The organism is Enterococcus sp. DIV1758, from assembly GCF_051711985.1.
Classification (GTDB): domain Bacteria; phylum Bacillota; class Bacilli; order Lactobacillales; family Enterococcaceae; genus Enterococcus; species Enterococcus faecalis.
Window position 1 is genome coordinate 934,238 of sequence record NZ_JBIOOA010000001.1, and the last position, 18,993, is coordinate 953,230.

General features: G+C 36.3%; 19 protein-coding genes and 1 other RNA gene. 13 read left to right on the plus strand and 7 right to left on the minus strand.

Going from position 1 to position 18,993, the window contains the following annotated elements; all coding sequences use genetic code 11:
• Window positions 1-3: 3 nt before the first annotated feature.
• From ebpB to srtC, 3 genes are all read left to right on the plus strand, one after another.
• Window positions 4-1,434, plus strand: a complete 1,431-nt coding sequence (gene ebpB, locus IGJ52_RS04710) for an endocarditis and biofilm-associated pilus minor subunit EbpB (protein WP_033600802.1) — start codon at window positions 4-6, stop codon at window positions 1,432-1,434.
• Entirely contained in the window at window positions 1,431-3,314 is a 1,884-nt protein-coding gene (gene ebpC, locus IGJ52_RS04715) for an endocarditis and biofilm-associated pilus major subunit EbpC (RefSeq protein ID WP_438791943.1), read from the plus strand. The genes ebpB and ebpC overlap by 4 nt, the downstream gene beginning before the upstream one ends.
• A 234-nt stretch (window positions 3,315-3,548) precedes the next feature.
• Window positions 3,549-4,406 (plus strand): Ebp pilus assembly class C sortase, encoded by an 858-nt coding sequence (gene srtC / locus IGJ52_RS04720; protein WP_010816414.1) that lies wholly within the window; start codon window positions 3,549-3,551, stop codon window positions 4,404-4,406.
• A gap of 314 nt (window positions 4,407-4,720) precedes the next feature.
• Here srtC and IGJ52_RS04725 read toward each other — a convergent pair whose 3' ends face one another.
• Window positions 4,721-5,014, minus strand: a complete 294-nt coding sequence (locus IGJ52_RS04725; RefSeq protein WP_438791944.1) for a hypothetical protein — start codon at window positions 5,012-5,014, stop codon at window positions 4,721-4,723.
• Window positions 5,015-5,208: 194 nt separating this feature from the next.
• Between IGJ52_RS04725 and IGJ52_RS04730 the strand changes: the two genes are divergently transcribed.
• From IGJ52_RS04730 to IGJ52_RS04740, 3 genes are all read left to right on the plus strand, one after another.
• A complete protein-coding gene (locus tag IGJ52_RS04730; protein ID WP_002381996.1) occupies window positions 5,209-5,412 on the plus strand; it encodes a DUF378 domain-containing protein in 204 nt (67 codons plus the stop codon).
• 358 nt (window positions 5,413-5,770) lie between these two features.
• The gene (gene entV / locus IGJ52_RS04735; RefSeq protein ID WP_002382093.1) at window positions 5,771-6,283 is read left to right on the plus strand and encodes an enterococcin EntV; all 513 of its coding nucleotides are present in this window, start codon (window positions 5,771-5,773) and stop codon (window positions 6,281-6,283) included.
• Window positions 6,268-6,453 (plus strand): hypothetical protein, encoded by a 186-nt coding sequence (locus tag IGJ52_RS04740; protein ID WP_002382094.1) that lies wholly within the window; start codon window positions 6,268-6,270, stop codon window positions 6,451-6,453. The genes entV and IGJ52_RS04740 overlap by 16 nt, the downstream gene beginning before the upstream one ends.
• 134 nt (window positions 6,454-6,587) lie before the next feature.
• On the opposite strand, the gene ssrA is transcribed toward IGJ52_RS04740, so the two are convergent.
• Window positions 6,588-6,954: a transfer-messenger RNA gene (gene ssrA, locus IGJ52_RS04745) on the minus strand.
• A 139-nt stretch (window positions 6,955-7,093) separates the two neighbouring features.
• Window positions 7,094-7,399 (minus strand): DUF898 family protein, encoded by a 306-nt coding sequence (locus IGJ52_RS04750; protein ID WP_002360604.1) that lies wholly within the window; start codon window positions 7,397-7,399, stop codon window positions 7,094-7,096.
• A gap of 335 nt (window positions 7,400-7,734) precedes the next feature.
• Between IGJ52_RS04750 and IGJ52_RS04755 the strand changes: the two genes are divergently transcribed.
• The 3 genes from IGJ52_RS04755 (at window position 7,735) to IGJ52_RS04765 (ending at window position 12,142) form a co-directional block, all read left to right on the plus strand.
• Window positions 7,735-9,618, plus strand: a complete 1,884-nt coding sequence (locus IGJ52_RS04755; RefSeq protein WP_438791945.1) for a collagen binding domain-containing protein — start codon at window positions 7,735-7,737, stop codon at window positions 9,616-9,618.
• Window positions 9,619-9,742: 124 nt separating this feature from the next.
• Window positions 9,743-11,338: an ATP-binding cassette domain-containing protein gene (locus IGJ52_RS04760; RefSeq protein ID WP_002382097.1), complete on the plus strand. Its 1,596-nt coding sequence runs from the start codon at window positions 9,743-9,745 to the stop codon at window positions 11,336-11,338.
• A gap of 69 nt (window positions 11,339-11,407) precedes the next feature.
• A complete protein-coding gene (locus IGJ52_RS04765) occupies window positions 11,408-12,142 on the plus strand; it encodes a class I SAM-dependent methyltransferase (RefSeq protein WP_016614200.1) in 735 nt (244 codons plus the stop codon).
• Here IGJ52_RS04765 and IGJ52_RS04770 read toward each other — a convergent pair.
• The 4 genes from IGJ52_RS04770 to IGJ52_RS04785 all read right to left on the minus strand — a co-directional run bounded on the left by IGJ52_RS04770 (window position 12,139) and on the right by IGJ52_RS04785 (window position 14,825).
• Window positions 12,139-12,540 carry a YxeA family protein gene (locus tag IGJ52_RS04770; protein WP_141439631.1) on the minus strand — a complete coding sequence of 134 codons (402 nt, stop codon included), beginning with the start codon at window positions 12,538-12,540 and terminating at the stop codon, window positions 12,139-12,141. The genes IGJ52_RS04765 and IGJ52_RS04770 overlap by 4 nt on opposite strands.
• Before the next feature lie 108 nt (window positions 12,541-12,648).
• A complete protein-coding gene (locus tag IGJ52_RS04775) occupies window positions 12,649-14,001 on the minus strand; it encodes an amino acid permease (RefSeq protein ID WP_002419848.1) in 1,353 nt (450 codons plus the stop codon).
• 170 nt (window positions 14,002-14,171) lie between these two features.
• Entirely contained in the window at window positions 14,172-14,357 is a 186-nt protein-coding gene (locus IGJ52_RS04780; RefSeq protein WP_002358046.1) for a hypothetical protein, read from the minus strand.
• 180 nt (window positions 14,358-14,537) lie between these two features.
• Window positions 14,538-14,825, minus strand: coding sequence for a hypothetical protein (locus IGJ52_RS04785; protein ID WP_002416112.1), 288 nt, complete (start codon window positions 14,823-14,825; stop codon window positions 14,538-14,540).
• Window positions 14,826-15,194: 369 nt separating this feature from the next.
• Between IGJ52_RS04785 and IGJ52_RS04790 the strand changes: the two genes are divergently transcribed.
• From IGJ52_RS04790 to lepB, 4 genes are all read left to right on the plus strand, one after another.
• Complete coding sequence (locus IGJ52_RS04790; RefSeq protein WP_002360596.1) at window positions 15,195-15,956, plus strand: (Fe-S)-binding protein; 762 nt, start codon at window positions 15,195-15,197, stop codon at window positions 15,954-15,956.
• A gap of 12 nt (window positions 15,957-15,968) precedes the next feature.
• On the plus strand, window positions 15,969-17,441 hold the full coding sequence (locus IGJ52_RS04795) for a LutB/LldF family L-lactate oxidation iron-sulfur protein (RefSeq protein ID WP_438791946.1): 1,473 nt from the start codon (window positions 15,969-15,971) through the stop codon (window positions 17,439-17,441).
• On the plus strand, window positions 17,434-18,153 hold the full coding sequence (locus IGJ52_RS04800; protein ID WP_002361597.1) for a LutC/YkgG family protein: 720 nt from the start codon (window positions 17,434-17,436) through the stop codon (window positions 18,151-18,153). The genes IGJ52_RS04795 and IGJ52_RS04800 overlap by 8 nt, the downstream gene beginning before the upstream one ends.
• Window positions 18,154-18,372: 219 nt before the next feature.
• A complete protein-coding gene (gene lepB, locus IGJ52_RS04805) occupies window positions 18,373-18,921 on the plus strand; it encodes a signal peptidase I (protein ID WP_025191108.1) in 549 nt (182 codons plus the stop codon).
• Window positions 18,922-18,993: the final 72 nt, after the last annotated feature.

Below are 18,993 nucleotides of genomic sequence, written 5' to 3' on the forward strand. Positions count from 1 at the left end.
TCAATGAAAAACGCACGTTGGTTAAGTATTTGCGTCATGCTACTCGCTCTTTTCGGGTTTTCACAGCAAGCATTAGCAGAGGCATCGCAAGCAAGCGTTCAAGTTACGTTGCACAAATTATTGTTCCCTGATGGTCAATTACCAGAACAGCAGCAAAACACAGGGGAAGAGGGAACGCTGCTTCAAAATTATCGGGGCTTAAATGACGTCACTTATCAAGTCTATGATGTGACGGATCCGTTTTATCAGCTTCGTTCTGAAGGAAAAACGGTCCAAGAGGCACAGCGTCAATTAGCAGAAACCGGTGCAACAAATAGAAAACCGATTGCAGAAGATAAAACACAGACAATAAATGGAGAAGATGGAGTGGTTTCTTTTTCATTAGCTAGCAAAGATTCGCAGCAACGAGATAAAGCCTATTTATTTGTTGAAGTGGAAGCACCGGAAGTGGTAAAGGAAAAAGCTAGCAACCTAGTAGTGATTTTGCCTGTTCAAGATCCACAAGGGCAATCGTTAACGCATATTCATTTATATCCAAAAAATGAAGAAAATGCCTATGACTTACCACCACTTGAAAAAACGGTACTCGATAAGCAGCAAGGCTTTAATCAAGGAGAGCACATTAACTATCAGTTAACGACTCAGATTCCAGCGAATATTTTAGGATATCAGGAATTCCGTTTGTCAGATAAGGCGGATACAACGTTGACACTTTTACCAGAATCAATTGAGGTAAAAGTGGCTGGAAAAACAGTTACTACAGGTTACACACTGACGACGCAAAAGCATGGATTTACGCTTGATTTTTCAATTAAAGACTTACAAAACTTTGCAAATCAAACAATGACTGTGTCGTATCAAATGCGTTTAGAAAAGACCGCTGAACCTGACACTGCGATTAACAACGAAGGACAATTAGTCACGGACAAACATACCTTGACTAAAAGAGCCACAGTTCGTACAGGAGGCAAGTCTTTTGTCAAAGTTGATAGTGAAAATGCGAAAATCACCTTGCCAGAGGCTGTTTTTATCGTCAAAAATCAAGCGGGGGAATACCTCAATGAAACAGCAAACGGGTATCGTTGGCAGAAAGAAAAAGCATTAGCTAAAAAGATCACATCTAATCAAGCCGGCGAATTTTCAGTTAAAGGCTTAAAAGATGGCCAGTACTTCTTGGAAGAAATCTCTGCACCAAAAGGTTATCTTCTGAATCAAACAGAAATTCCTTTTACGGTGGAAAAAAATTCTTATGCAACGAACGGACAACGAACAGCACCGTTACATGTAATCAATAAAAAAGTAAAAGAGTCAGGCTTCTTACCAAAAACAAATGAAGAACGTTCTATTTGGTTGACGATTGCAGGCCTGCTAATCATTGGGCTGGTAGCCATTTGGCTATTTTATCAAAAACAAAAAAGAGGAGAGAGAAAATGAAGCAATTAAAAAAAGTTTGGTACACCGTTAGTACCTTGTTACTAATTTTGCCACTTTTCACGAGTGTATTAGGGACAACAACTGCATTTGCAGAAGAAAATGGGGAGAGCGCACAGCTCGTGATTCACAAAAAGAAAATGACGGATTTACCAGATCCGCTTATTCAAAATAGCGGGAAAGAAATGAGCGAGTTTGATAAATATCAAGGACTGGCAGATGTGACGTTTAGTATTTATAACGTGACGAGCGAATTTTACGAGCAACGAGCGGCAGGCGCAAGCGTCGATGCAGCTAAACAAGCTGTCCAAAGTTTAACTCCTGGGAAACCTGTTGCTCAAGGAACCACCGATGCAAATGGGAATGTCACTGTTCAGTTACCTAAAAAACAAAATGGTAAAGATGCAGTGTATACCATTAAAGAAGAACCAAAAGAGGGTGTAGTTGCTGCTACGAATATGGTGGTGGCGTTCCCAGTTTACGAAATGATCAAGCAAGCAGATGGTTCCTATAAATATGGAACAGAAGAATTAGCGGTTGTTCATATTTATCCTAAAAATGTGGTAGCCAATGATGGTAGTTTACATGTGAAAAAAGTAGGAACTGCTGAAAATGAAGGATTAAATGGCGCAGAATTTGTTATTTCCAAAAGCGAAGGCTCACCAGGCACAGTAAAATATATCCAAGGAGTCAAAGATGGATTATATACATGGACAACGGATAAAGAACAAGCAAAACGCTTTATTACTGGGAAAAGTTATGAAATTGGCGAAAATGATTTCACAGAAGCAGAGAATGGAACGGGAGAATTAACAGTTAAAAATCTTGAGGTTGGTTCGTATATTTTAGAAGAAGTAAAAGCGCCAAATAATGCAGAATTAATTGAAAATCAAACAAAAACACCATTTACAATTGAAGCAAACAATCAAATACCTGTTGAAAAAACAGTCAAAAATGATACCTCTAAAGTTGATAAAACAACACCAAACTTAGATGGTAAAGATGTGGCAATTGGCGAAAAAATTAAATATCAAATTTCTGTAAATATTCCATTGGGGATTGCAGACAAAGAAGGCGACGCTAATAAATACGTCAAATTCAATTTAGTTGATAAACATGATGCAGCCTTAACTTTTGATAACGTGACTTCTGGAGAGTATGCCTATGCGTTATATGATGGGGATACAGTGATTGCTCCTGAAAATTATCAAGTGACTGAACAAGCAAATGGCTTCACTGTCGCCGTTAATCCAGAATATATTCCTACGTTAACACCAGGCGGCACACTAAAATTCGTTTACTTTATGCATTTAAATGAAAAAGCAGATCCTACGAAAGGCTTTAAAAATGAGGCGAATGTTGATAACGGTCATACCGACGACCAAACACCACCAACTGTTGAAGTTGTGACAGGTGGGAAACGTTTCATTAAAGTCGATGGCGATGTGACAGCGACACAAGCCTTGGCGGGAGCTTCCTTTGTCGTTCGTGATCAAAACAGTGACACAGCAAATTATTTGAAAATCGATGAAACAACGAAAGCAGCAACTTGGGTGAAAACAAAAGCCGAAGCAACTACTTTTACAACAACGGCTGATGGATTAGTGAATATCACAGGGCTTAAATACGGTACCTATTATTTAGAAGAAACTGTAGCTCCTGATGATTATGTCTTGTTAACAAATCGGATTGAATTTGTGGTCAATGAACAATCATATGGCACAACAGAAAACCTAGTTTCACCAGAAAAAGTACCAAACAAACACAAAGGTACCTTACCTTCAACAGGTGGCAAAGGAATCTACGTTTACTTAGGAAGTGGCGCAGTCTTGCTACTTATTGCAGGAGTCTACTTTGCTAGACGTAGAAAAGAAAATGCTTAATTTCTAGCATCACCGAAGAAATTTTTAGAAAAACAAAGAGGTCGGAACAGAAGTGTTTAGCTCCGAGAACTCTCAAGGACAAAACTGCGACGAGTCTTTGACGAGAAAACACCTTAGAAGTTGTTGAGATCGGAGCAACGCGTAGTGTTGATTCTGTTTCCGCCGTTTATCAGTTTTTAAGCCTGGGCCAATCACTGTCCCAGGCTTTCATGCTTTATTTTTAAGGAGGAAGCAATGAAGTCAAAAAAGAAACGTCGTATCATTGATGGTTTTATGATTCTTTTACTGATTATTGGAATAGGTGCATTTGCGTATCCTTTTGTTAGCGATGCATTAAATAACTATCTGGATCAACAAATTATCGCTCATTATCAAGCAAAAGCAAGCCAAGAAAACACCAAAGAAATGGTTGAACTTCAAGAAAAAATGGAAAAGAAAAACCAAGAATTAGCGAAAAAAGGCAGCAATCCTGGATTAGATCCTTTTTCTGAAACGCAAAAAACAACGAAAAAACCAGACAAATCCTATTTTGAAAGTCATACGATTGGTGTTTTAACCATTCCAAAAATAAATGTCCGTTTACCAATTTTTGATAAAACAAATGCATTGCTATTGGAAAAAGGAAGCTCCTTGTTAGAAGGAACCTCCTATCCTACAGGTGGTGCGAATACACATGCGGTCATTTCAGGCCATCGTGGTCTCCCTCAAGCCAAATTATTTACAGATTTGCCAGAATTAAAAAAAGGCGATGAATTTTATATCGAAGTCAATGGGAAGACGCTCGCTTATCAAGTGGATCAAATAAAAACCGTTGAACCAACTGATACAAAAGATTTACACATTGAGTCTGGCCAAGATCTCGTCACTTTATTAACTTGCACACCGTATATGATAAACAGTCATCGGTTATTAGTTCGAGGACATCGTATCCCATATCAACCAGAAAAAGCAGCAGCAGGAATGAAAAAAGTGGCACAACAACAAAATTTACTATTATGGACATTACTTTTAATTGCCTGTGCGTTAATTATTAGCGGCTTCATTATCTGGTACAAGCGACGGAAAAAGACGACCAGAAAGCATGGAAATTAACGATTCGTATAATAAAAGTGACTATGTTTTTATTTTTTTAAACCCTTTACGTAGTAAATCAATGACCAAACCTAAGCAAAAATAAGTACAAAAATGAAGTCCAGAAGAAATCAACATTCTGGTTGTTAAAGGCTGCTGGGAATAATAAGTATCCAGCACAGGCGTTTGGTGAATAATAGAAAAACCTAGAAAATCTGTAAGGGCCAATAGAAATCCCTTACTATCATATCCAGAAAACCAAAGTAGTATGACGAAAAGGCTAAACATACTAAAAAAAAAGAGTAAAAAAATAGCTTTTCAATTTTTAATCCTCCTTATCGTGCATAATTGAACCAGAGAAACAGAAGTATTAACGAAATAACTAAAAGAGCAAGCCCTGAATAAAAAGCGACAAAGGGCCAATCAATCGCCTGTTTAAATTCCTGCCAAGTTTGGATTTTTCTGTTTTTTTTCGCGCTATCTTCAAGCGTGAGTAAATAATTCAATAGTAAGAGGAGCAGCAACACCGTGAAATCATTTGTGGTAAAAAACACATGTAAAAATAGAATGACAAAGACAACACGTGATAACACTCGATTCCGCAAAATTAAAAATAACTTAGCACGCATAATAAACCATCATTTCTTATCAGAGATAATGAATCTGTTTTTGTCTACTCTTTAGTTATATCATAAAATTATTAATAATGAAAAAATGATTCGAGAAAATAATTGAAAAAAGATTTTTTCCTGAATCATTATTTTCGTAAATAAAGAATAAACGTGTTACTCTTGGCTTATCAAATTTGGAAGGAGTGTTAAAAATGAAATATCTGGATATTATTGCTTTAATTTTATTGATTGTCGGAGGTTTAAACTGGTTATTAGTTGGTGCATTTAATTTTGATTTAGTTGCAACAATTAGTGGTGGTGCAACCACACCATTAGCAAAAATTATCTATATTATTGTCGGAATTTGTGCGATTTATTCTATTAAGTTTTTAGCTCCTTTGTTCCGCGAACCATAGGATTGATTTAAAAGATTTAGATAACGTGAAGTTATTTTGACTTAGCAATTGAGAGTTTCCTTGAGAAAGGGGACTCTTTTTTTATTTTCTATATTCGTTTCAGAAGGTTTAGACAAGCTCAAAAAATATTTCAAGAGAGCAGCGTTGTTTTCAAAATAGAACCTAGCATTACCTCGAACGTACCTCAAATAACCTGTGTCTTTTTTTGAATCATTAGTTCAAATTGATGTGATCACTAGTGAGAAAAATCAGCTCTAGGATATATAGGAAAATATAAGCATCAAATAGGGATTTTGATGATAAATTATCTTTTTCCTTGTTATGATTATAACAAGGAAAAGAAAGTAGGGATTTATTTATGGAATTACAGGTGACAAAAAAGGCTAAATTTTTTTGTTTGGCGATGGCATTACTAATGACATTAGGTATTTTTATCAGCGCTGGAACAAGTGTTTATGCATCTGACCAGCTAGAGGATTCAGAAGTTGAGGCTGTAGCAAAAGGACTGGAAGAAATGTATGCGAATGGAGTGACGGAAGATAACTTTAAAAACTATGTCAAAAATAATTTTGCTCAGCAAGAGATTTCTTCAGTTGAGGAAGAGTTAAATGTAAATATTTCTGATGCTTCAACAGTAGTTCAAGCACGTTTTAATTGGAATGCATTAGGAAGTTGCGTTGCTAACAAAATCAAAGATGAGTTTTTTGCAATGATTAGTATCAGTGCAATTGTAAAAGCTGCACAAAAGAAAGCCTGGAAAGAATTAGCAGTGACTGTATTACGCTTCGCTAAAGCCAATGGTTTAAAGACGAATGCTATTATTGTAGCTGGACAACTAACTTTATGGGCAGTTCAATGTGGGCTAAGCTAATGAATTTAAAAGATCATGTTACGGAAATAGTAATTACTTTTATCATCGCTTTTGTGTATACTTGGATAGATTCAGGAAAAATTGAAATCTTAAAAACTCTTTTGATAACAATAATATTTTTAGCCATGTTCTATGCAATACCCAAAATCACCAATAGAAAAAGAAAATGAAGTGGTTTTAGAAAGATAATGTGATAGGAAGTGTAAGGGGAGGTAACGAGCCTTCTTTTGCTTATAGAAAAAAAGAGCTAAAACCTTTATTTTATAAGGTTTTAGCTCTTTTTTGTTTTTCTCTACTTTTCTAAAAATGGAGACGGCGGGAGTCGAACCCGCGTCCAAACATATTGCCACTTAAATCTCTACGTTCATAGACACTCATTTAAAGGTTCGCTTTACAGCGTGCCGAGTGACAGGCATTCTGTATTGCTAGTCTGGTAAGCTCTTCTAAATTTTACAGACGGAAAAATTTAGCGTATCCCACTTCGATTAGGACCCTGACCCGAGCACATGGGCGATGCCGGGAGGATCTTCGCTAGCTGGTTTTTAGGCAGCTAAAGCGAAAGAATTGTTTTCGTTTTTAGCAGTTATATTTAACTGTAACGTTTTAACGTAGCCGTAACCTACGAAACGCAATTCAAGCTCAACTATGCCTGTCGAATCCGTAACGCCCCCGAAATAACATAAGTATCCCTTGATACTTATCAAAGTATAGCATAAATTCCTTGTTTTTTCAAAGAGTAGGATAACACTCTGTCAGATATTCATAAAAAGAGGAAGGATGGACCGCAACTCAGTTCATCCTTCCTCCTTTTTATGAAAGTGTGTGGGTATGTTTTGTAATCCATTGTTGCAAACGGATATTCAACCAAAAACCATAAATGCCTAAAGTAATTATAGTTAATAAAAGCCATTTAATCCAATGTCCGAATAATTGCATAGCTGTACCGTCAAAATAAAGACGTTTACCATCAATAACGGTATGCTTGATTTTCCAGTTGTACATCATACAAATTCCCCAAGGTGCGCAAATGCCTAATGTAAAGACAGTAATCAAGGTTGCTAAAATTGAAGTCCCGATATATGTTGCTAAACCACCATCAAAATATGAATTTTTCATTCTTTTCCTCCTTATCTTATAAATTTTATTATAACAAGAATAAATGTCCTTGGAAACAAAATGTGGATGAATTAAGTATTTTTATTCATTATTGATCCGAAATATGTTATTTATACAACTCAATATTGGAAGCACTAGATATTTTGTAACCAAATGTTATCTAATGTAACTACCATAATAAAACGTTTTCCTTAGGAAGTGAATTAGAAATTTAAAAAAAAGGCTACTTAAATGAGCATTAATATTGTACGAGACATATCTTTTTGCTATTGTCAACTTCTGAAAAAGACCACTAAGTGGAAAAAATAAGAGAAAAGAAGGGTGAATAATTTTTTATGACAAAAAGTGTAAAATTTTTAGTGTTACTGTTGGTAATGATTCTACCAATTACGGGGGCGTTATTGATAGGTCCAATTTCGTTTGGCGCCGAATTGAGCAAAAGTCCAATCGTTGACAAAGTAGAATTAGATCACACTACTTTATATCAAGGAGAGATGACCTCCATTAAAGTATCTTTTAGTGACAAAGAAAATCAGAAAATAAAACCCGGAGATACAATTACTTTAACTTTACCAGACGCACTAGTTGGAATGACCGAGAACGATGGTTCACCACGAAAAATCAATTTAAATGGTTTAGGGGAAGTTTTCATCTATAAAGATCATGTTGTAGCAATATTTAACGAAAAAGTTGAATCTTTACATAATGTGAACGGGCATTTTTCTTTCGGGATTAAAACGCTTATCACCAATAGTTCGCAACCGAACGTGATAGAAACGGATTTCGGAACTGCAACGGCGACTCAACGTTTGACAATTGAAGGAATGACTAGCACAGAGAATGGCCAAATTGAGCGAGACTATCCGTTTTTTTATAAAGTAGGCGATTTGGCTGGAGAGTCAAATCAAGTACGTTGGTTTTTAAATGTGAACCTCAATAAATCCGATGTCACAGAAGATATTTCAATTGCGGATCGACAAGGAAGTGGTCAACAATTAAACAAAGAGAGTTTTACATTTGATATTGTGAATGACAAAGAAACTAAATATATTTCACTTGCCGAGTTTGAGCAACAAGGTTATGGCAAAATTGACTTCGTGACGGATAATGACTTTAATTTACGTTTTTATCGAGATAAAGCACGCTTTACTTCCTTTATCGTCCGTTACACTTCGACAATCACGAAAGCGGGGCAACATCAAGCGACATTTGAAAATAGTTATGACATCAATTATCGACTAAACAATCAAGAAGCAACGAATGAAAAAAATACATCACAGGTTAAAAATGTTTTTGTAGACGGTGAGGCAAGCGGCAATCAAAATGTGGAAATGCCAACAGAAGAAAGTCTAGACATTCCTTTAGAGACAATAGAAGAATGGGAACCAAAGATACCTACTTCGGAACAGGCAACAGAAACAACTGAAGAGAATGGCGCAACAGAAACCGCAGAAAGCAGCCAACCAGAAGTTCATGTCTCACCAACAGAAGAAGAAAATCCAGATGAAAGTGAAACGTTAGGTACAATTGCACCAATCATACCTGAAAAACCAAGTGTGACAACTGAAGAGAATGGCACGACAGAAACTGCAGAAAGCAGCCAACCAGAAGTTCATGTCTCACCAACAGAAGAAGAAAATCCAGATGAAAGTGAAGCACTAGGCACGATTGAGCCAATCATACCTGAAAAACCAAGTGTGACAACTGAAGAGAATGGCGCAACAGAAACTGCAGAAAGCAGTCAACCAGAAGTTCATGTGTCGCCAACGGAAGAAGAAAATCCAGATGAAAGTGAAACACTAGGCACGATTGCACCAATCATACCTGAAAAACCAAGCGTAACAACTGAAGATAATGGCACAACAGAAACCGCAGAAAGCAGCCAACCAGAAGTTCATGTCTCGCCAACAAAAGAAATTACTACAACTGAGAAAAAACAGCCATCCACAGAAACAACTGTGGAGACAAATAAAACTATTACATCAAAAAATCAACCACAAATACTAAACGCTCCATTAAACACATTGAAAAATGAAGGAAGCCCACAGTTGGCTCCCCAACTGCTTAGTGAACCAATTCAAAAATTAAATGAAGAAAACGGGAAACGAGAACTTCCCAAAACAGGCACAACAAAAACACCGTTTATGCTAATAGCAGGAACACTGGCAAGTACATTTGCCGTTTTAGGTGTAAGTTATCTACAAATCAGAAAGAATTAACAATAGAAAAGCCATCCAGCTTTCGCTGGGGGGCTTTTCTATTATCTGGAGATAAATTGCTGATAGGCGCCAATCAAAAACTATGCTACAGTAAGGTATGTACTGTTCGAAAAGGAGGGAGTAAATGACTAAAAAAATATGGTCGCACTTTCAGAAAAGCTTCACTTGGTACATTTTGATTGGTGTGATTGTTTCATTATGTAGTGCTTTAGCAATTTATTTTTTTCAACAGTTGTTAGATCATTATCAAAAAAGTTTCCAACTAGGGTTGTTAGTAGCGTATGGAACGACAATTATTTTAATTCCGCTATTGTCTTACTGTGAACAGAAACCGAAAGCTTACTTAACTAATGGCATCTATTTCTATTTGAAGAAATTAAGTTTAATAAAAATGAGCAAGATTTCCTATGAAGAATATCTAAAACTGGGAGCGGGAGCTTTACTACAAAAAGTAGAAGTTGGTGCAGCAGCTGGGAGAAATATCCACTTGAATTTTTATGGACGCTTATTTCGAGAGCTAATTCCAGAGACGTTATTTAATTTATTTTTTATAGCGTTGATTGATAAAAAATTACTGCCAGCAATTCTAATTGGTTATGTGATTGTATTTATTTTAACCAAAATACTTTTGAAAACGCTACAAAAAATGAAAGAAAAAACACTTATTTCTGAAGAAGCAATGAATGCTACTTTGATACGAGGGATGACCGAACTAGTAACTTTTAGAATTAATCGAAAATATAAAAAAGAGATTGAAAATTACGCGTTAATGGCAGAGGAAAATAGTCAAAATATAACAAAAATGACTATGATCCATGAATTTTTCTTTGGCTTTTTTGCCTTGTTAGTCGCACTTATCAAAGTAAGTATTGTCGTACTTAGTTTTACTAACGTCGTGACGTTAAGTTTAGGTGGACTTGTAGCGATAGTGATGTATATTGATCGAATTTATACGCCGATAGCCATATTTAATGTTTTATTTGTTCAATATAATTTGGATAAAGTAGCCTATCAGCGCTTGGAAGATTTTTATAAAAAAGAAGATGATCCTGACTTAGCGGTTTCAGGCAAAGCGTTACCTGAAATTCAAACAATTTCATTAAAAGATGTGTGTTTTAGCGTAGATAGTCAAACGATTATGTCCCAACAAAATCGACAATTTTCAATGAATAAAACTTATGGCTTGATTGGAAAAAGTGGGACAGGCAAATCTACCCTGATTAAATTGATTTTAGGATTATTGAAGCCGACAGAGGGGAAAGTTTATGTGAATCAATTTCCTCTAACACAATTCAATTTGGAAGATTATTATGAAAAAGTTTTTTATTTATCGCAAGATGTGCCAATATTTCAAGGAACGTTGAAAGAAAATATTGTATTTAATCAAGAAATTTCTGATGAACAAGTAATTGAAGCCATGTATCGTTTTCAGTTGGGGGAACTTTATGAACGGTTGCCGGAAGGTTTAAATACTATTGTGAGTGAAAAAGGAATGAATTTTTCTGGTGGCGAGAAACAACGGATTGCTTTTACACGCTTAGCATTTACACAAGCAGAGATTCTTATTTTAGATGAGGCGACTTCCGCATTGGACGAAAAGACCGAAGAAAAAGTGTTACAAGAAGTACAAAAATTTACCCACAATAAGTTGACTATTTTGGTTACTCATCGACCTAAAACCCTGCGATTTGTAGATGAAATTATTGATTTAAATGAGTGAACTTGTTAGCTGTTTGGCACATCTTTTGCTACACTTTTTATAAGAATTGAGAGAAAGGGGCAACTGTTGATGAATAATAATGAGCAAGAATTAGCGGAATTTTGGGATGAATTTGCAGAAGAATATGAAGAAATTCAACAAGAATCGCCATTTCCAATTGCCCGAGAATTACGTGATTTCTTGGTCCAAGAAGGTCTTTTTCCGTGTCAGACATTTCTGGATATCGCAGGTGGGACAGGACGATACTTACCTTTTTTTCAAGAGCAAGTCACGGAGTATACGCTAGCCGATATTTCTCAGAGAATGTTGGAGATTGCGGAAGCAAAAGCACAAAGCAACGTTGTTTTTCTTCACCAAAGCCAAGAAAGACTGATTGAGACTGGGAAAAAATTTCAAGTCGTTTTTTCAGCCATGAATCCTGCTTTGGATACGCCGGAAAAAGTTAATGCATTGTGCCAATTAAGTGAGGAATGGTGTCTTATATTTCGGCTAGTGGAAGAGCAAGATTCGTTGTTTTCTCCTTTTGAGCAAGAGAGCAACCCGCAGTTAAATTGGATGGCACAATACAAAGCATTTCTAAAAAAAGAACAGCGACCTTTTTTCACAAAAAAATTTTTCTTTGAAGCATCAGAAGCTATTTCAAAAGACTTTTTCCGCAGCTATTTTGAAGAACAATGGTCAGTTCCAATTTTAGAACAACGCGTACAAGAAATTTTTGGTTCTCATGAAATTAAGCAAAATCAGCGTACCATTATTTATGAATTAATTGTTATTCCATGTAAAAAAACAATCAGCGATTACTAATTATCGCTGGTTGTTTTTCGGTTATTTAATTGTGCGAAAGCTTTTTCTGGAATCTCTTTTTTATCAATTTTGACAGGAGATTGGATGATTCTTTTTTTACTAATGGTTGCTTCTATGTAAGCATTCGGTTCCAAAGGTTGAGGATTTTTGTCTGTCCGTTCGTAATCCATGACTTGCGTTTTTCCATTACTTTTAACAAAAGTTAGTCGATAGTGTAAAGAATATTGGCCATCTATGCTTTTTTGATTGTCATCTACTGTTTGTTTTCGTTCAGGAATTTCTAGAGGAACTTGTGCATAGGCTTTTTCACCCTTATATGTATTTGCATAATAACGATAGCCTGTATAACCACCAACAATGAATAAGCCAATAAGTAAAATAGCGCCGATTTTTTTCATTTTTTCTCCTCCTAACAATTTACAAAAATAGCATAGCAAAAGAAGAAGGAGATGGAACATCGAAAAAACGAACAGTTGTCTTACAAAACTGTTCGTTTTTTTGTCTATTTAGCTTTCATCAGAGAGTAGAAAGGAATCATTTTTCTTACGATAACTAAAGAAAATAACAAAGTACAATAGGCCTGTTAAAAGAGTGACGCCTAACGAATTCGTAAATAAGATGCCAATAAAGATGAGACCTAAAATGATTAAAGCAAGGAGATTAATACTTTTTTCAAAGAGAGACCCTCGTTTTAAAGACAGAACAAACGCCGCAGCGCTAATTAAAATCCAAATTAGCAAGACAGTGTAAGAGAGAGAACCGGCTAAGTAACCAAATAATTCATCGCCAACAAAGTAAGAAAGAATAACGCCCAGATATAAAACACTAGCGCAGAAGAAAACTGAACGTTGAGGTACTTGGTGCTTGTTTAAAACCGCAAGTTTACTCATAGGTCCTTTTTTATCTTTTAAGCGAAAATATAAAAGGCGAGAAGAGGCGTATACCCCAGAATTAATAGAAGAAAACAAGGCTAAAATAATCACAAAATTTACGATGTCAGCAGCAAAAGGAATATTCATTTTTTCAAAAACCATAACAAATGGACTCACCGTTGTGCCTGCTAATGTATTCCAAGGGAAAATAATCAAAAGTAAGAATAATGGAATGATATAGAAGGAAATAATCCGTCCCATCACACCACGAATCGCTTTAGGAATGGCTTTTTTAGGATCATCTGCTTCACTGACAGTAATCGCGATTAATTCTGAACCGCCATAAGAATAAATAACTACTAATAAAGAATTAACAATACCTTTCATGCCATGTGGGGCGAAGCCACCATGATCGGTGATGCTTTGTAAAGTAGGGAAGACACCACTGCCTAGCATTTGTTGTCCCACCAGATAAACACCAAAAATAATTAACAAAATGATGACACTAATTTTAGCAAACGCCAACCAATATTCTGTTTCTGCAAATAAACGAACCGAGTAAAGATTAATGAGCGTCGTTAAAATAGCTAAAATAAAAACAAAAAACCAAGCAGGAATATTAGGAAACCAAAGTTGTAAAAAGGAAGCTGCGGCAACCGCTTCTGCGATAATATTAATTGTCCACATGGAATAATAAACCCAATCAATAAAATCAGCAGAATGTGTACCTAAAAATGGTCGAACTAAGCCAGACAAACCATGATGTGTGTCTCCGCCATCTAAAACAAGTTTTCCTAAACCACTCATGACGATGAAGAGAACAGCACCGCCAATTAGAAAGGCGATTAAAACAGAAGGACCAGCAATACCAATTGCTTCGCCACTTCCTTTAAAAAGACCTGCGCCAATCGCTCCCCCTAAAGCTAACATCGTAATGTGGCGCGAGCTTAATTGTTTTTTTAAGGTTGTTTGTTGTGTTTCACTCATAGGATTCTCCTTTAATTGAAAAAAATAATATGAAAATAACTTTCTTTATTATATACAATTTTCTGACAATTACAACTATTCTGTCAATGAAAATAAAAAAATAAGTGAAAAATATTATGAAAATAAAAAAATCGAGCAATTTAAGTGATTAAAATCGCTCAATTTTTTTATTAATTTTTATTTTTTAACAGAGTCATAATTGTTAATGGAACAGTAATGACTACATAGCCGATGATACTAGCCACTACTAAATAAGCTATAGGACTCGAGAAATTAAATAAGTCCGTTAAAAGTATTGCGACAATCATTGAAATAGCATAACAAATGAATAATTGAATAAACCGCTTTGCAGACAAAAAATCACCTCTTCCTAATTAGTTAAAGTCTCTTTTCAATCATTTAGTATACACCTGAAAAGAAGAATAAACTATCATTAATTAAAAGAAAAAGTGAAATAACTAGCGGATTTTTTGTTCAGCTGATTATCTTAAGAATTAGAAAATGGGACATAAGTCATCTCGACTTATGTCCCATTTTCATTTATGACGTTGGCTTCGTGTAAATTGAGAAGTCTCGTCTTCTCTAGTGGTTGGTTGCTGTGTACGTTGCACGGCTTGCTTTTCCGGCTCGCTCTTTTTTGCAACATCAGTCACAACATTTGGCTTTTGAGATGGGGGAACAGCTGTTTTTTTGTTTAAAGTTGGCGTAGTTCTTTTTACTTCTTTCTTTTGTTTCTTTTTATTATTTTTATCATTTCCAGTGACTGTCAAATAGATAATCAGAAAAATCATTAGGATCGTTGCAACAATTAATAGAATAAACATGTTAAATGAAATGAACATGCATGGCCCTCGTTTCTCGTTTTTTCTTAGTTTACCAAAATTTCAAAATTTCGTCACTCTTTTCTTCAGAAAAAACGAATTTCAAAGGGGTTAAAAGAAACTTTTATAAAAAAGCCTCCTTTTTTGTGTGAAAATGCACAAAATTTCTGGAATCGTTTGCTGTTAAAACCAGATACTGGTAAAATAATTATTGTATAAGAATCATTTTAAAAAACGATTTTTGTTACAAATAACGTATTTGTTGAAAAGGCACTGTGAAGTAGTTAGAGACGACAGCCAAGTGACTTTTAATGACAGCCGCCCAATTAATTTCATGGAGCCTTTTCGTAGAAAACGAGGAGGTTATTTTGCGTGAAAGTGAGTATATTTTCGACATGCGTGGTGGATCTACTTTTTCCAAATGTAGGGCAAGCAATGGTAGAGGTTTTGGAACGTTATGGCTGTGAAACGGTTTTACCAACAAGCCAAACGTGTTGTGGTCAGCCAACGTACAATAGTGGCTATGTGACAGAGAGCACGACAACGCTTAAGAATCAAATTGATAGTTTTGACGGTGCCGATTATGTGGTGGGACCTGCGGGGTCTTGTGTCGGCATGATGAAAGAATACCACAAATTTTTAGCAGATGATCCTATTTATGGACCAAAAGCACAACGTTTAGCTGAGCGAACTTATGAGTTTAGTCAGTTTCTTTATCGTGTCTTAGGGGTCAAAGATGTTGGCGCAACGTTATATGGGAAAGCCACTTATCATCGTTCTTGTCATATGACGCGAATTTTAAATGAACGAGAATCCCCCTTTGTTTTGTTGGATCATGTGAAAGGATTAGAAATGATTCCTTTAGGACATCTTGAAAATTGTTGCGGATTTGGCGGAACGTTTTCAGTGAAAATGCCAGCTATTTCTGAACAAATGGTGACGGAAAAAATGAACGATGTGATTGATACGGGCGCAGAAATTTTAATTAGTGCGGATATGGGTTGCCTGATGAATATCGGGGGTAAATTCAATCGTGATGGGAAAAAGATTAAGATTATGCACATTGCAGAAGTCCTTAATCACGAAGTGGATGAAGCACGCATGGACCAACCACAAATCATATCGGTAGGGTAAGGGGGAAGAACTGTGGGATTATCAACGAGCAATAAGCCGTTAAGTGAACGAATTGAAGAAAGTAAAAAAGATGTGTTTATGCAAAAGGCTGTCGCCAAAGCACAAGATGCCCAATGGGAGAAACGAGAAGGTGCGCGGGAAGCTTTAGGCAATTGGCCACAATGGCGTGAACTGGGAGAACAAATTCGCCAACATACAATTAAGTATCTGCCTGACTATTTAGAAGAGTTCAGTGATAACGTTACCAAACGAGGTGGCAAAGTCTTTTTTGCTCAAACCGCCGAAGAGGCCAATGAATATGTGAAACAAGTGGTTCTAGAAAAAAAGGCGAAAAAAATTGTGAAATCTAAATCAATGGTGACGACCGAAGTCGATATAGATCCAATGTTATTGGGATTAGACGATGTTAGTGTGATGGAAACAGATTTGGCGGAATTCATTTTACAAATGGATGACTGGGATGAGCCGTCACATATTGTTTTCCCAAGTATTCATAAAAATCGCGAACAGATTCGTCAGGTTTTTGCGAAAAAATTAGGGTATCAAGGAGATAATGACCCGGTAAATTTGGCACGCTGTGCACGAGAAATGATGCGCAAATTCTTTTTGGAAGCGGAGATTGGCATTACAGGTTGTAATTTCGCTATTGCGGATAGCGGCTTAATTAACTTAAATACAAATGAAGGAAATGCTGATTTGACCATCAGTATTCCTAAGACACAAATCGTGTTAATGGGGATGGAAAGAATCGTACCAACAATGCGTGAAGCAGAGGTTTTAGATAACCTTTTAGCCAGAAGTGCCGTTGGTCAAAATTTAACAACGTATGTGACGTTTGCCGGGCAAAAAAATGCGGATGAATCCGATGGTCCAGAAGAATTTCACGTGGTCATTTTGGATAACGGGCGTTCAAAAGCGTTAGGAACAGCCTTTCAGCCAGTCTTACAGTGTATTCGTTGTGGGTCTTGTCTGAACGTTTGTCCGGTCTATCGCCATATTGGTGGGCACGGTTATGGCTCTATTTATCCAGGCCCAATTGGTGCTGTGCTTTCTCCAATTTTGGGTGGATATAAACAGTTTGGGGAATTGCCTTATGCGTCTAGTCTTTGTGGGGCATGTACGGAAACGTGTCCTGTGAAAATTCCATTGCACGAATTATTAATTGAACATCGTAAAGTGATGACCGATGATCTGAAAATGAAACATGGATTTGAAGATTTCCAAATGCGTATGGTAGGCAAAGCCACTGGTTCACCAGCAATGTTTAAAGCAGCCATGAAAGTCGATCATGCTGCAGCGGGCATTTTAAGTAAACAAAAAGAAATTACTGTTGAAAACATGTACAATCATGGGGGCTACCTTGATAAAGGACCAGGGTTAGTAAAAGGTTGGACCGATGTTCGTGATTTGCCAAGACCACCAAAATCTTCAGAAAACTTCAGAAGTTGGTTCAAAAAACATCAAGAAGGTGAAAAAAATGACTAATGAAGCGATTCAAAATCGAGAACCTTTTTTACAAAATCTACGAGAAAAATTAGGCGTAGAAAAACAGCCTGTTTCGGCTCATCCATTTGAGCCAGTTAATCATTTACCAGAAGAACAGTTGGCAGATAAAACACCAGCAGAGCTATTAACGATTGTGAAAGAACGTGTGGAAACGATTCACACGAACTTAGTGGAAACTACACAAGAAAATTTACTGACGACGATTCAGCAAATTGTTGCTGAGTTCGGTGGAGGCAATCTTTTATTGCCAACAGATGCACGTTTTGAAGCTTATGGATTAGCTGATTTAGCTAAGTCATTAGAGGCTGTTTCTGTTAAGCAATGGCAACCTGGAAGTGAGCAACGAGAAGCGAATATTCAAACAGCTGCTCAGGCAAATATCGCGATTGCCTTTGCTGAGTTTTTACTAGCTGAATCAGGAACGATTGTGGTGGAGTCCAATGCGGGGCAAGGCAGAGCTTTACACTTTTTACCGAAGCATTACATTTCAATTATACCGTTTAGCAAACTCGTTCCACGTTCGACTCAGCCAGCAGCTTTTTATACAGAAAAAATAGAAAAAGGCGAAAAAATCGGCTCAGCGATTCACTTTATTTCAGGGCCTTCTAATTCAGGAGATATTGAAATGCAACTGGTTGTCGGGTTGCATGGTCCTTTAGAAGTTTGTTACGTGGTTGTGATGGATCGCTAAAATGCTAGAAGCATAATCAATTCAGCCCTTTTTAGAATTGATTATGCTTTTTTTATGAGCAGAATCAAAAAAGTAAGAATCAAATTTGAAAGAAATACGTTTTTTTTCTGATCATTTTGTAAAAAACGTACATAAAAATTAATTGAGTGTTAAGCACTATAGGATTGATTTACTTTGTGGTAGAATATGAGACATAAGTATAATAAGGTTTTTGGAGGAATGAGTTTGAAATCAAAAGAATTAATTAAAACAGTAGTCTTTTTTGCCTGTTTAGCTTTGGGTCTATTTTTACTGAGACAATTTGTATTTACGCCTGTCGTAGTGAGAGGTCATTCAATGGATCCAACGTTAGCAGATGGTGAACGGGTAATTACGTTAAAAAACACAGAAATTAATCGTTTCGATATTATTACTTTCCCAGCGCCAGATGAACCAGATAAAAATTATATTAAACGTGTGATTGGGTTACCTGGAGATACAATTGCGTACAAGAATGATACGTTGTACATCAATGGAAAAGAAGTTGACGAACCCTATTTAGATGAATTTAAAAAAGCCTTAACAGATGGTCAACCTTTGACAGGCGATTTTTCATTAAAAGAAAAAGTACCAGCAGATAGCTACTTTGTTTTAGGTGATAATCGACGGAATTCAAAAGACGGTCGTGTCATTGGTTTTATTCATAAAAAAGATATTTTGGGTGAAGTGAAATTTGTGATGTGGCCATTCTCACGGTTTGGTCCAATACCAGAAGTGTCAAAACAATAAAAGAGACAATGAGTAAAAGAGAAGGACGGAAATGTGTAAAAACAAACACATGTTTCCGTCCTTCTTTTGTGG